16 protein-coding genes are annotated in these 12,773 nt (G+C 62.9%); 8 read left to right on the top strand and 8 right to left on the bottom strand.

The features are described 5' to 3' along the window. The first annotated feature begins 223 nt into the window (after nucleotides 1-223). From ftsY to rpoH, 4 genes are all read left to right on the top strand, one after another. The gene (gene ftsY, locus JNA92_RS13275; RefSeq protein ID WP_241805079.1) at nucleotides 224-1,786 is read left to right on the top strand and encodes a signal recognition particle-docking protein FtsY; all 1,563 of its coding nucleotides are present in this window, start codon (nucleotides 224-226) and stop codon (nucleotides 1,784-1,786) included. Next, nucleotides 1,783-2,454 carry a cell division ATP-binding protein FtsE gene (ftsE, locus tag JNA92_RS13280; protein ID WP_241805080.1) on the top strand — a complete coding sequence of 224 codons (672 nt, stop codon included), beginning with the start codon at nucleotides 1,783-1,785 and terminating at the stop codon, nucleotides 2,452-2,454. Before ftsY ends, ftsE begins: the two co-directional genes overlap by 4 nt. Beyond that, nucleotides 2,451-3,476, top strand: coding sequence for a permease-like cell division protein FtsX (gene ftsX, locus JNA92_RS13285; RefSeq protein ID WP_241805081.1), 1,026 nt, complete (start codon nucleotides 2,451-2,453; stop codon nucleotides 3,474-3,476). Before ftsE ends, ftsX begins: the two co-directional genes overlap by 4 nt. A 111-nt stretch (nucleotides 3,477-3,587) precedes the next feature. Further along, nucleotides 3,588-4,442: an RNA polymerase sigma factor RpoH gene (gene rpoH, locus JNA92_RS13290; protein ID WP_012312302.1), complete on the top strand. Its 855-nt coding sequence runs from the start codon at nucleotides 3,588-3,590 to the stop codon at nucleotides 4,440-4,442. A 111-nt stretch (nucleotides 4,443-4,553) separates the two neighbouring features. On the opposite strand, the gene mtgA is transcribed toward rpoH, so the two are convergent. Beyond that, nucleotides 4,554-5,264: a monofunctional biosynthetic peptidoglycan transglycosylase gene (gene mtgA, locus JNA92_RS13295; protein WP_241805188.1), complete on the bottom strand. Its 711-nt coding sequence runs from the start codon at nucleotides 5,262-5,264 to the stop codon at nucleotides 4,554-4,556. Between the two features lie 64 nt (nucleotides 5,265-5,328). On the opposite strand from mtgA, the gene JNA92_RS13300 reads away from it, so the two are divergent. The 4 genes from JNA92_RS13300 (at nucleotide 5,329) to trmB (ending at nucleotide 7,585) form a co-directional block, all read left to right on the top strand. Continuing rightward, on the top strand, nucleotides 5,329-5,700 hold the full coding sequence (locus tag JNA92_RS13300) for a DUF423 domain-containing protein (protein ID WP_241805082.1): 372 nt from the start codon (nucleotides 5,329-5,331) through the stop codon (nucleotides 5,698-5,700). Nucleotides 5,701-5,803: 103 nt separating this feature from the next. Next, nucleotides 5,804-6,004, top strand: coding sequence for a sulfur carrier protein ThiS (gene thiS / locus JNA92_RS13305; RefSeq protein ID WP_012312305.1), 201 nt, complete (start codon nucleotides 5,804-5,806; stop codon nucleotides 6,002-6,004). Between the two features lie 54 nt (nucleotides 6,005-6,058). Beyond that, nucleotides 6,059-6,853, top strand: coding sequence for a thiazole synthase (locus tag JNA92_RS13310; protein WP_008092966.1), 795 nt, complete (start codon nucleotides 6,059-6,061; stop codon nucleotides 6,851-6,853). A 9-nt stretch (nucleotides 6,854-6,862) separates the two neighbouring features. Continuing rightward, complete coding sequence (gene trmB / locus JNA92_RS13315; protein ID WP_241805083.1) at nucleotides 6,863-7,585, top strand: tRNA (guanosine(46)-N7)-methyltransferase TrmB; 723 nt, start codon at nucleotides 6,863-6,865, stop codon at nucleotides 7,583-7,585. Between the two features lie 167 nt (nucleotides 7,586-7,752). On the opposite strand, the gene JNA92_RS13320 is transcribed toward trmB, so the two are convergent. The 7 genes from JNA92_RS13320 to JNA92_RS13350 form a co-directional block, all read right to left on the bottom strand. Further along, nucleotides 7,753-8,079 carry a DUF3392 family protein gene (locus JNA92_RS13320; RefSeq protein ID WP_241805084.1) on the bottom strand — a complete coding sequence of 109 codons (327 nt, stop codon included), beginning with the start codon at nucleotides 8,077-8,079 and terminating at the stop codon, nucleotides 7,753-7,755. 9 nt (nucleotides 8,080-8,088) lie between these two features. Beyond that, nucleotides 8,089-9,276, bottom strand: a complete 1,188-nt coding sequence (gene hemW / locus JNA92_RS13325) for a radical SAM family heme chaperone HemW (protein ID WP_241805085.1) — start codon at nucleotides 9,274-9,276, stop codon at nucleotides 8,089-8,091. Beyond that, nucleotides 9,273-9,869, bottom strand: a complete 597-nt coding sequence (gene rdgB, locus JNA92_RS13330; RefSeq protein WP_046787037.1) for an RdgB/HAM1 family non-canonical purine NTP pyrophosphatase — start codon at nucleotides 9,867-9,869, stop codon at nucleotides 9,273-9,275. Before rdgB ends, hemW begins: the two co-directional genes overlap by 4 nt. Next, nucleotides 9,866-10,300 carry a DUF4426 domain-containing protein gene (locus tag JNA92_RS13335; RefSeq protein WP_241805086.1) on the bottom strand — a complete coding sequence of 145 codons (435 nt, stop codon included), beginning with the start codon at nucleotides 10,298-10,300 and terminating at the stop codon, nucleotides 9,866-9,868. Before JNA92_RS13335 ends, rdgB begins: the two co-directional genes overlap by 4 nt. Before the next feature lie 22 nt (nucleotides 10,301-10,322). Continuing rightward, complete coding sequence (gene metW, locus JNA92_RS13340; protein WP_241805087.1) at nucleotides 10,323-10,943, bottom strand: methionine biosynthesis protein MetW; 621 nt, start codon at nucleotides 10,941-10,943, stop codon at nucleotides 10,323-10,325. 7 nt (nucleotides 10,944-10,950) lie between these two features. Beyond that, nucleotides 10,951-12,090, bottom strand: a complete 1,140-nt coding sequence (gene metX, locus JNA92_RS13345) for a homoserine O-succinyltransferase MetX (RefSeq protein WP_241805088.1) — start codon at nucleotides 12,088-12,090, stop codon at nucleotides 10,951-10,953. Nucleotides 12,091-12,178: 88 nt separating this feature from the next. Next, entirely contained in the window at nucleotides 12,179-12,769 is a 591-nt protein-coding gene (locus JNA92_RS13350) for a YggT family protein (RefSeq protein WP_012312312.1), read from the bottom strand. Between the last annotated feature and the right edge of the window lie 4 nt (nucleotides 12,770-12,773).

Below are 12,773 nucleotides of genomic sequence, written 5' to 3' on the forward strand. Positions count from 1 at the left end.
AACCTGTTCGGCGGCCTGCAGGGTTTAGCGTCGGCGGGCCAGGAGGTGCTAGGATACTGATCCGGTTGCCTGGCGACCATGCCTGTCGCCGTTCTGGCCTGCAGGTCCATTAAGACAAAACATTGCGCATGAACCAGCCGGCTTCAAAATAGTCTGTTCTGCGTTTAGAGAATTCCAGATGAGCCGCTGCTGGCCCATCGCTACCCTGAGATAGCCGTCTTCCATGTTTGGTTCAAACGACGACAAAAAAGCGCCGGCCGAGGCTGGCGAGAAAAAAGGCCTGTTCAGCTGGTTTCGCAAGAAGCCGCAGCAACCTGTCGCCGAACAGCCACAAGCCCCTGATGCGCAGGCAGTAGAGCCGGTATCGCCGCAGCCTGCTGCCGAGCAGCCTGAGCCGGTTGCGGCCGAGCCGGTGGCTGGCGAAGCGCCCACGCCTGCCGTTGAGCCGGTAAGGCCCGCCGAGCCGGTGCTGGCCCCGCAGCCTGCGCCTGTCGTTGCCCCCGCACCGGCCCAAGCGCTCGCGCCGGTGCCTGAGCCGGCCCCGGCTCCTGAAGTGGCCCCGCTCCCTGAGCCTGCTCCGGTCCCTGAGCCAGTGCCGGTTCCCGAGCCTGCTGCGGCCCCTGTGCGGGTGGACCTGCCGGCACGTTCCGAGCCTGCTGCCGCTCCGCTCGAAAGCCCTGCTCCAGTGGCCGCAGCCCCCGAAGCCCCGGTCAGCAACCTGGTCCTGCCGGTTGCCGAAGAGCCGGTCGCCCTGGTTCCAGACCTGGAGCCCAAGGCCCCGCCAGCGATTCCCGAGCGCCCGGCCCCCGAACAGGCCGTCGCGGCCATCACCCCAGCCGATGCCGAACCTGCCAAACCCGGCTTCTTCGCTCGCCTCAAGCAGGGCCTGTCGAAGACCAGTGCCAGCATTGGCGAAGGCATGGCCAGCCTGTTCCTGGGCAAGAAAGTCATCGATGACGACCTGTTGGACGAGATCGAAACACGCTTGCTGACCGCTGACGTCGGCGTTGAGGCGACCTCGATCATCGTTCAGAACCTGACCCAGAAGGTTGCGCGTAAACAGCTGGCCGATGCCGATGCCCTGTACAAGTCGCTGCAGGAAGAACTGGCCGCGCTGCTTCGCCCGGTCGAGCAGCCGCTGAAGATCCAGGCGCAGAACAAGCCCTATGTGATCCTCGTCGTCGGCGTCAACGGCGCCGGCAAGACCACCACGATCGGCAAGCTGGCCAAGAAGCTGCAGCTCGAGGGCAAGAAGGTCATGCTGGCGGCGGGTGACACATTCCGAGCTGCTGCAGTCGAGCAGTTGCAGGTCTGGGGCGAGCGCAACCAGATTCCGGTGATCGCTCAGCACACCGGTGCCGATTCCGCGTCGGTGATCTTCGATGCCGTGCAGGCCGCCAAGGCCCGTGGCGTCGATGTGCTGATCGCCGATACCGCCGGGCGGCTGCACACCAAAGACAACTTGATGGAAGAGCTGAAGAAGGTTCGCCGGGTCATTGGCAAGCTTGACGCCGAGGCGCCCCACGAGGTGCTGCTGGTGCTCGATGCCGGTACTGGCCAGAACGCCATCAGCCAGGCCAAGTACTTCAATCAGAGCGTCGAGCTGACCGGCCTGGCCCTGACCAAGCTGGATGGCACCGCCAAGGGCGGGGTGATCTTCGCCCTTGCCAAGCAGTTCAACATCCCGATCCGCTTCATCGGCGTGGGTGAAGGCATCGACGATCTGCGCACCTTCGAAGCCGAGCCGTTCGTCAAGGCTCTGTTTGCCGAGCGAGAGCACCCATGATCCGATTCGAACAGGTTGCCAAGCGCTACCCCAACGGCCATGTTGGCTTGCATGAGCTGAGTTTCCGGGCGCGCCGGGGCGAATTCCTGTTCGTCACCGGCCATTCCGGGGCCGGCAAGAGCACCTTGCTGCGCCTGTTGCTGGCCATGGAGCGCCCGACCAGCGGCAAGTTGATGCTGGCCGGGCAGGACCTGGGCCAGATCAGCAATGCGCAGATCCCGTTCCTGCGTCGGCAGATCGGGGTGGTGTTCCAGAATCACCAGTTGCTGTTCGACCGCACCGTTTTCAACAACATCGCCCTGCCGCTGCAGATTCTCGGCCTGTCCAAGGCAGAGATCGCCAAGCGCGTGGATTCGGCGCTGGAGCGTGTGTCGCTGGTCGACAAGGGGGAGCTGTACCCGGCCGACCTGTCCACTGGCCAGCAGCAGCGGGTCGGTATCGCCCGTGCGATCGTCCACCAGCCCGCCTTGCTGCTGGCCGACGAACCCACCGGTAACCTTGACCCGCGCCTTGCCGCAGAGATCATGGGGGTGTTCGAGGACATCAACCGCCTGGGCACCACGGTGTTGATCGCCAGCCATGACCTGGCACTGATTGCGCGCATGCGCCACCGCATGCTGACCTTGCAGCGCGGCCGTCTGATCGGCGATGGGGAGGCCGGGCAATGAGCACTACACGTACACCCAAGGTTTCCGAGCGTGTCGCGCCCAAGGCGGCCGACGCGGATACCCGCAAAAAGCGCGGCGAGCATGATGATGACGGCCCGGACTTCCGCACGCTGTTGCATGCCTGGCTGGACAGCCACCGTGCCAGTCTGGCCGACAGCCTACGCCGTCTGGGCAAGCAGCCAATCGGCAGCTTCTTCACCTGCCTGGTGATGGCCGTGGCGCTGAGCATGCCCATGGGCTTGTCGCTGCTGTTGAAGAACGTCGAGAAGCTGGGGGGCTCCTGGCAGCGCGCCGCGCAGATTTCCCTGTACCTGAAGCTCGACGCGGGCAGCAAGGAAGGCGAGGCCCTGCGCGAAGAGATCAAAGGCATGCCTGGGGTGGCCGATGCCTTGTACATCAGCCCAGGGCAGGCGCTGGAAGAGTTCCAGCAGCAGTCGGGGCTGGGCGAAGCCTTGCGTGAATTGCCCGACAACCCGCTGCCTGGTGTCGTGGTGGTAACCCCGACCGAAGTCGATAAGCCCGCCCTGGAAGCGCTGCGTCAGCGTCTGGCCGAGCTGCCTCGGGTTGAAAACGCACAACTTGACCTGGTGTGGGTGGAGCGCCTGGCGGCGATCCTGAAACTGGGCGACCGGTTCGTCTTCGGTCTGGCGGTGATGCTGATTTCTGCCTTGCTGTTAGTAATCGGTAACACAATTCGTCTACATATCGAAAACCGCCGTACCGAGATCGAAGTCATCAAGCTGGTAGGCGGCACCGACAGCTACGTACGGCGGCCTTTCCTGTACATGGGCGCGTTGTATGGCCTGGGTGCGGGCCTGCTGGCCTGGGGTATCCTGGCATTCGGCCTGAACTGGCTGAACGAGGCCGTGGTAGGGCTGTCCGGGCTCTACGGCAGCGACTTCTCCCTGGGCGGGGTGCCAGCATCCGATGGTCTGTCGCTCTTGATCGGAGCGGTGCTGTTGGGGTATATCGGTGCATGGATTGCGGTGGCTCGCCATTTGAACGAGCTGGCCCCGCGATAGTTTTTCTGAGCCAGCATTGACAATTTTTCATCTTTGGAACTTGCACCTTGGTTCCAGGTCTATGTTGGCAGTGCTCACAAGGCACGAGTCTGGTAAGTCGGAGGTTCTTGAATGACCACATCGTTGCAACCTGCCTATGCCCTGGTTCCCGGTGCAAACCTGGAAGCCTATGTGCACACGGTCAACAGCATCCCGCTGCTGACTGTCGAGCAGGAGCGTGATCTGGCCGAGCGTCTCTATTATGAGCAGGATCTTGAGGCCGCTCGGCAAATGGTGATGGCCCACCTGCGCTTCGTCGTACATATCGCCCGTAGCTATGCTGGCTACGGCTTGGCCCAGGCCGACCTGATTCAGGAAGGCAACGTCGGCCTGATGAAAGCGGTCAAGCGCTTCAACCCGGAAATGGGTGTGCGCCTGGTGTCGTTCGCCGTGCACTGGATCAAGGCTGAAATCCACGAATTCATCCTGCGCAACTGGCGCATCGTCAAGGTGGCTACCACCAAGGCCCAGCGCAAGCTGTTCTTCAACCTGCGCAGCCAGAAGAAACGCCTGGCCTGGTTGAACAACGATGAAGTTCACCGCGTGGCCGAAAGCCTCGGCGTCGAGCCGCGTGAAGTGCGTGAAATGGAAAGCCGCCTGAGTGGCCAGGACATGGCCTTCGACCCGGCAGCAGAGGCGGATGACGACAGCGCCTTCCAGTCGCCTGCACATTACCTGGAAGACCATCGCTACGACCCGGCTGTGCAGCTCGAAGATGCTGACTGGAGCGACAACTCCACCAGCAACCTGCATGAAGCCCTGCAGGGCCTGGACGAGCGTAGCCGCGACATTCTCTACCAGCGTTGGTTGGCTGAAGAGAAAGCCACATTGCATGAGCTGGCGGACAAGTACAGCGTTTCGGCTGAGCGTATTCGCCAGTTGGAAAAGAATGCAATGAACAAGGTAAAAGCGTTGATCGCAGCCTGATTGGCGCCTGATGCCTGAAAAAGCCGCTGACCCGTAGCAGGGTGAGCGGCTTTTTTGTTCGTGCAGGCTTTACCGGCTTGTGGAAGGGGCAGTTAGAGCCCGCGTCTCCATTCAGGGCTTGCGCGAAGCATCCAGTTGCATCAGGTAGCTCGGCCCACCCAGCTGGCTCATCTGCCGGCGAATCCAGCCTGCTCGGCTTGCCACGTAGGCGCTCGGCCGGCTGGCGCTCCACTTGATGGGGCTGGGCAGCACGGCAGCCAATTGAGCCGCCTGCTGGCGGCTCAGCCGACTTGCATCGACACCAAAGTGGTAGCGCGCCGCAGCTTGCGCACCGAACACCCCTTTGCCCCATTCGGCACTGTTCAGGTAGACCTCAAGGATCCGCTCTTTCGACCAGAACAGCTCGATCAGCGCCGTGAACCAGGCTTCCAGGCCCTTGCGCAGCCAACTGCGGCCCGGCCACAGGAACAAGTTCTTGGCCACTTGCTGGGTCAATGTGCTGGCACCCCGGATGCTGCCGCCGCGCTCGTTATAGGCCAGTGCCGCCTGAATGGCAGGGATGTCGAACCCCCAGTGGTTGGCGAACTTCTGGTCCTCACCGGCGATGACCGCGACTTTGAGGTCGTCGGAAATATTCTCCCACGGCTGCCAGTCGCGCTGCAGGTCGATCGGCTCGCCACTGACCCACGACTGCACCTTGCGCTCGACCATCAATGCCGTGCCGGGAGGCGGCACCCAGCGGAACACCAGCACCAGTACGATGCTGCCGGCAGCGAACCAGAGCAGGGCGCGGGCGAGGCGGCGGAGTAGGGATGACAGCATGGCGATGGCTTGGCCGGACCGATGGAACGGGCCATTATACAGACCCGATCCCAGGAGTCGTCCCATGCTTCGCACCTTCCTCATGCTCGCCGCCTTTTTTGGCTTTACCGGCGTCGGCCTGGGCGCATTCGCCGCCCACGGCCTGAAAAACCGTCTGAGCGCAGATTACCTGGCCATCTTCCAAACCGGGGTGACCTATCAACTGGTGCATGCCTTGGCAATCTTCGGTGTCGCGCTGCTCGCCGCGCACTTGCCGGGGCGTCTGGTTGGCTGGGCCGGTGGTCTGTTCGCCCTGGGCATCGTGCTGTTCTCCGGTAGCCTGTACCTGCTGACCCTGAGCGGGCTGGGCAAGCTTGGCATCATCACCCCTATCGGTGGCTTGTGCTTCCTGGCCGGCTGGCTCTGCCTGGGCATGGCGGCATGGCGCTTAGGCTGACCAAGCGGTCCACAATCACGACTAATGGCGTGCACTACCCTTGGGTTAACGCGTTGATCGGCGCTAGAATGCTGGCCCCCAACGCACAATGGTGGCCGTGCGCATGCGCATTCAATTGAACGGTGAACCCTACGAATTGCCCGCTGGCGAAAGCGTCGCGGCGCTGCTGACCCGCCTGGAACTTACCGGGCGCCGGGTGGCAGTGGAATTGAACCTGGATATCGTGCCGCGCAGTCAGCACGACAGCACGCAGCTCAACGACGGCGACCAGGTCGAAGTGGTGCACGCCATTGGTGGCGGCTGATTCCGGCCTGGTGATTCACCTGCAAGCCCAGCAATCTATTCCAGAGGATCTCTGATGAGCAACGTTCGTAGCGACAAGCCCTTTACCCTGGCCGGGCGCACTTTCCAGTCGCGCCTGCTGGTTGGCACCGGCAAGTACCGTGACATGGAAGAAACCCGCCTGGCCATCGAGGCCTCGGGCGCTGAAATCGTCACTGTCGCCGTGCGCCGCACCAACCTCGGCCAGAACCCGGGCGAGCCGAACCTGCTCGACGTGTTGCCGCCGGACCGCTACACCATTTTGCCGAACACCGCCGGCTGCTATGACGCCGTCGAAGCGGTGCGCACCTGCCGTCTGGCCCGTGAATTGCTCGATGGCCATAACCTGGTCAAGCTGGAAGTCCTGGCAGACCAGAAGACTTTGTTCCCCAACGTGATCGAAACCCTCAAGGCCGCCGAAGTGCTGGTCAAGGACGGCTTCGACGTGATGGTCTACACCAGCGATGACCCGATCATCGCTCGTCAACTGGCCGAAGCAGGCTGCATCGCAGTGATGCCGCTGGCCGGCCTTATCGGCACTGGCCTGGGCATCTGCAACCCGTACAACCTGCAGATCATCCTGGAAGAATCCAAGGTGCCGGTGCTGGTCGATGCCGGCGTGGGTACTGCCTCCGATGCCACCATCGCCATGGAAATGGGCTGTGAAGCGGTGCTGATGAACTCGGCCATCGCCCACGCCCAGCAGCCGGTGCTGATGGCCGAGGCCATGAAACACGCAATCGTCGCCGGGCGCATGGCCTACCTGGCCGGGCGCATGCCGAAGAAACTCTATGCCAGCGCGTCTTCGCCGCTGGATGGTCTGATCAAGTAAGAGCTACTGATGACTGAATCGCAAGATACGCCGATCACCACCGACGGCGAAGCGCGCCCACACCGCCGCATCAAGAGTTTCGTGATGCGCGCCGGGCGCATGACCGAAGGCCAGCAACGTGGCCTGGACCAGGGCGGCCCGCTTTATATCCTGCCGCTGGCCGACAGCCCGGTGGACTACGACCAGGTGTTTGGCCGCTCGGCGCCGCGCACCCTGGAGATCGGCTTCGGCATGGGCCATTCCCTGTTGGAAATGGCCGCCGCCGCACCTGAACAAGACTTCATCGGTGTTGAAGTGCACCGCCCAGGTGTGGGTGCACTGCTCAACGGCGTGCTGACCGAAGGCCTGAAGAACCTGCGGGTCTACGATTGCGACGCCATCGAAGTGCTCAACCGCTGCGTGGCCGATAACAGCCTCGACCGCTTGATGCTGTTCTTCCCGGACCCGTGGCACAAGGCGCGCCACCACAAGCGCCGTATCGTGCAGCTGGAGTTCGCCGAGCTGGTGCGTCGCAAGCTCAAGCCGGGTGGCGTATTCCATATGGCCACCGACTGGGAACCGTATGCCGAATACATGCTGGAAGTGATGAGCGCGGCTCCGGGGTACCGCAACCTGGCAGCGGACGGGGCTTATGTACCGCGTCCCGAAGAACGTCCCATCACCAAGTTCGAGCGCCGTGGTGAGCGCTTGGGCCATGGGGTTTGGGATTTGAAGTTCGAGAAGGTGGATTGATTGGCCGTTTGAGCCTTTCGATTGTGCGCTGATCTGCCTGTGCAAGCCCTTCGGGGCTTGTTTGCATTCAAGGCCCGGGGTGATTTCATGCGGATCACTTCGGCGCACCCTGTATGGGCAGCCCAGTGGTAGGGCTGCCCTGATGCCGGGGCAGCGTCCAGTGAGCGTTATCCCCGCCGATCAGCGACCACGCCAATCAACACCAGCACCACCAACAGCACCGGCGCCAACGCGTAGTTGTTGAACTGGCTCAGGCCCCTCACCACCCACGGCGTGGCATAGATCAACGCCGCGCCGCTGCCGATCATCACCAGCAGCGCCATGAACGGCACCCGCAGGGCTCCTGCCAGGCCGCCCAGCCGTTGTTCCACCCAGCCCTTGATGTCGGTACCAAACAGCACCAGCAGGCAGCCTACCAGGGCCAGCGAAATCTCAGACAGGTTGCTACGGCTCCAGCGGGAAACCGTTGCCAGCAGGTCAAGTACCAGATCCATGGGTCATCCTTAGGTCAAGAAATACTGCAGCAGGTCATTGAGGAACAGCTGGCCGCGTGGCGTGGCCACCAACCGATCCGGTTCGACCTGCAAAAGGCCTTTTTGTTCGGCGGCGCGGCGGGCCTCAGCCAGCTGTGCCAGTGGCAGGCCGGTACGCTGGCTGAACAGCTCGGCTTCCACGCCATCGGTCAGGCGCAGGGCGTTCATCAGGAACTCGAACGGCAGTTCGTCCACCGGCAGCAGCTTCTCGCCGGCCTTGAACGGCTTGGCCAGGTTCAGGTAGTCCTTGGGCAGGCGGGTCTTCCAGGTACGCAGGATGCGCCCATCGGCAAAGGTCAGCTTGCCGTGGGCGCCGGCGCCGATGCCGATGAAATCGCCAAAGCGCCAGTAGTTGAGGTTGTGCTTGGCGGCACGCCCAGCCTGGGCATAGGCCGAAACCTCGTACTGCTTGTAGCCGTGGGCCGCCATCAGGGCCTGGCCAGCCTCCTGGATGTCCCAAAGGATGTCGTCCTCGGGCAGTTCCGGTGGCTGGTTCCAGAACACCGTGTTTGGCTCCACGGTCAGTTGGTACCAGGACAGGTGCGTCGGCCCCAGGTCGATGGCCTGGCGCAGGTCGCCCAGCGCATCGTCCAGCGACTGATCGGGCAGGCCGTGCATCAGGTCCATGTTGAAGTTGTCGAAGCCGGCTGCCCGGGCCATGCCCGCTGCGCGGATCGCTTCGTCGCCATTGTGGATGCGCCCGAGCGCTTGCAGCTTGGCTGGCTGGAAGCTCTGCACGCCAATCGACAGGCGATTGATGCCCGTTTGCCGGTACGCCTTGAACTTCTCCTGCTCGAACGTCCCTGGGTTGGCCTCCAGCGTGATCTCAATGTCGGGGGCGAAGGGGATGCGTTGCTCCACGCCGCGCAGCAGCCTGCCGAGGGCATGGGCGCTGAACAGGCTCGGAGTACCGCCACCGAAGAAGATCGACGAAATCGGCCTCCCCTGAACCGCTGGCAGCTCTTGGTCGAGGTCGGTCAGCAGGGCATCGACATAGGCCTCTTCCGGAAGCTCAGGCCCAGCCGCGTGGGAGTTGAAGTCGCAGTACGGGCATTTGCGTACGCACCACGGAATGTGGATGTACAGCGCCAAAGGCGGCAGCGAGGCGAAACCCGCCACGCCAGGCTGGCGCGGCGGGGTGGGCAGCACTTCGATCATGCCAGGCCCAGACGTTGGCGCAGCAGGACCATGGCCCGCGCGCGGTGGCTGAGTTGGTTCTTGTCGGCAGGCGCGAGATCGGCGCTCGAGCAGTTGCGCTCAGGCACCCAGAACAGCGGGTCATAGCCAAACCCTTGATCGCCGCTGGCTTCGAACATGATGCGCCCATGCCACAGGCCTTCGCAGAGAATGGGCAGTGGGTCGTCGGCATGGCGTACCAGCGCCAGCACACAGACGAACTGGGCGCCGCGCTGATCTTGCGGGACATCCTTGAGTGCTTCGAGCAGTTTGGCGTTGTTTGCTGCATCGCCCTTACCGTCGGCATACCGCGCCGAGTAGATGCCTGGCGCGCCGCCGAGAAAGTCGACCGCCAGCCCGGAGTCGTCAGCCAGTGCCGGCAACCCGGAAATGCGTGCGGCATTACGCGCCTTGAGGATGGCGTTTTCGACGAACGACAGGCCGGTTTCTTCGGGCTCTACCTGGCTGAACTCACCGATCGAGCGCAGTTGTACGGTCTGGCCGAGCATGGCCTGAAGTTCCTTGAGTTTGCCGGCATTGTGGCTGGCCAATACGAGTTGCTGGAGATTCATCATTCGCCTGGGAACACTTCCTGGTTGAAGCTGAGTTTATGACTGATCCCGCCGGTTTCGACATTCAGGTCGAAGGTCAGCGTCTCGGCCTGGTCGATCTTGAACTGGGCGATATAGTAGATCGCGCCGCGATCGTTGAGTTGTTTGAACGACAACGGGTTGCTGCGCCCGGTGAGGTCTTTCACCGTGCCGCTGACCACCGCCATGGCGGGTTTGCTGGCCTTGAGCACGGCAATGTTGAGCACCCCCTGATTCTTGCTGCGTACAAGCCCAGTGGCGGCGGCAATGTCCGGCTGCAGCATGCTGGAGGTGAAGGCGCTGTAGTGCACCGTCACGTCGCCGAACACCTCCTTGCGCTCGGCTTTGGCGGCATCGGCCGCCAGTGCCGGCAGCGCCAGGCACAGGCTGATCAGGAACAGGGCTAGGCGACGCATGGGGCGATTCCTCTGCTGGGCGTCAGACCGCGAGCGGGTGCTCCTGCAGGCCTGGGCTACTGACGCGGTAGATGCCGATTTCCCCTAACAGATTAGGCCAAAGCCGGCCGCCCCACCCGTTGCGGTGCAAGTGGTCGACGGCCAGGCGGTCCAGGACCTTGGCGCGGCGCTCATGGCACAGCTGTTCGAAGTCGGCGAAGGTGCAGAAGTGGATGTTCGGCGTGTTGTACCAGGTGTACGGCATGAAGTCCGAAACCGGCATGCGGCCTTTGGTCGCCAGGTACCAGCGGCAACGCCAGTGGCCGAAGTTGGGGAAGGTGATGATGCACTGGCGGCCCACCCGAAGCATCTCGTCGAGAATGCGGTCGGGGTACTCCACGGCCTGCAGGGCCTGGGTCATGATCACAACGTCGAAGCTGTTGCTGGCGAAGTTGCCCAGGCCTTTGTCCAAGTCCTGTTCGATGACGTTGACGCCTTTGGCCACGCACGCGGCGATGTTGTCGGGGTCGATTTCCAGCCCATAGCCTGTAACCTGCTTGCGGTCACGCAGCGAAGCCAGCAGCTCGCCACTGCCGCAGCCCAGGTCGAGTACCCGGCTGCCGGCGGGAATCCAGTCGTGGATGATTTCCAGATCGGCTCTCATGCTGTCCTCAGATGGCGATGCGGTTCATGTAGTTCGCGAAACCCTGCATGTAGCGAGGCGTGGGGATCAGGAAGGCATCGTGCCCGTAAGGGGAATCGATCTCCAGGTAACAGACGTTCTTGCGTGCCGCCATCAGGGCATTGACGATCTCGCGCGAGCGAGCCGGCGAGAACCGCCAGTCGGTGGTGAACGACATGATGCAGTAGTCGGCTGTGACGTGGGCCAGGGTCGCGGCCAGGTCGCCGCCATTGGCCGCCGCCGGGTCGAAGTAGTCCAGCGCCTTGGTCATCAGCAGGTAGGTGTTGGCGTCGAAGCGCCCGGAGAACTCTTCGCCCTGATAGCGCAGGTAGCTCTCTACCTGGAATTCCACGCTGTGGAAGTCGTAATTGAGCTTGTCGCTCTTGAGCTCCCGGCCAAACTTTTCACCCATCGAGTCGTCGGACAGGTAGGTGATATGCCCGACCATGCGCGCCAGCATCAGACCACGCTTGGGGATCACGCCCTGGTCCTGGAACGAGCCGCCGTGGAATTCAGGGTCGGTGAGGATGGCCTGGCGCGCCACTTCGTTGAAGGCGATGTTCTGCGCCGACAACTTAGGTGCCGAGGCAATGTCGACGCAATGGCGCACGCGGTCGGGGTAGGTCATGGTCCACTGCAGGGCCTGCATGCCGCCGAGGCTTCCGCCGACAATGGCCGCCCACTGCTGGATGCCCAGGCGATCGGCCAGGCGTGCCTGGCTGTGTACCCAGTCTTCTACGGTCAATACCGGGAAATCGGCGCCATACGGCTTGCCGGTGGCGGGGTTGACGCTGCTGGGGCCAGTGCTGCCGTTGCAGCCACCGAGGTTGTTCAGGCTGACCACGAAGAAACGGTTGGTGTCGATCGGCTTGCCGGGGCCGATGCAGCTGTCCCACCAGCCGGGCTTGCGGTCGGTGGCAGCGTGGTAGCCGGCCGCATGATGGTGGCCAGACAGCGCATGGCAGATCAGCACAGCATTGCTGGCGTTGGTATTGAGGGTGCCATAGGTCTCGTAGACCAGCTCGTAGCTGGCCAGAGCGCGGCCACAGGCCAGGGCCAGCGGTTCATCGAACCGGGCTATTTGCGGTGTAACCAGACCGACGGAATCTTCGGGAAGGACAGTGGACATCGACCCTGCTCACGCTTGACGGAGGCGTAAGTCTAAAGAGCGCTACCCCCAGCGGCAAGCAAAGGCTTGCCGCTGAGAACAACCGGGGTCAGATCATCCGCCACAGTTCCTGTGGCATGCCGGCATAGGCTGCCAGCGGGGGCATGACGAACGATTGCAGCACCTGGATGGCGATGAAGGCGAAGATCGGCGAAATGTCCATGCCGCCCAGGTTGGGTACGATGCGGCGGAACGGCGCCAGCACGGGTTCGCTGATCTGGTAGGCCAGCTCGGCCGCTGGGTTGTGGCTGTTCGGCGCGACCCAGGACACGATCACCATGACGATCATCGCGACCCAGAAAATCTTCAGGAACAGCGAGGTGATGCCGATGATCGCCCACATCAGCAGGTGCAGCACATCACCGAAGGTGCCGTAGGTCACCATCAGCACGAAGCCCATCAGCAGAGCCTGGATCACCACTGCCAGCAGCAGCGACGAGGTATCCAGGCCGCCGACGCTTGGGATGATGCGACGGATCGGCTTGAGCAGCGGTTGCGTGGCGCGCACCGCGAATTGGCACAGCGGGTTGTAGAAGTTGGCCTTCACCAGCTGCAGCACGAAACGCAGCAGGACGATCACCAGGTACAGGCTGACCAGGGTTTGCACCACGAAGATCGCGGCGCCGGACAATGCATTCATCTAA

This window comes from Pseudomonas putida (assembly GCF_022627325.1).
In the GTDB taxonomy this organism is placed as follows: domain Bacteria; phylum Pseudomonadota; class Gammaproteobacteria; order Pseudomonadales; family Pseudomonadaceae; genus Aquipseudomonas; species Aquipseudomonas putida_X.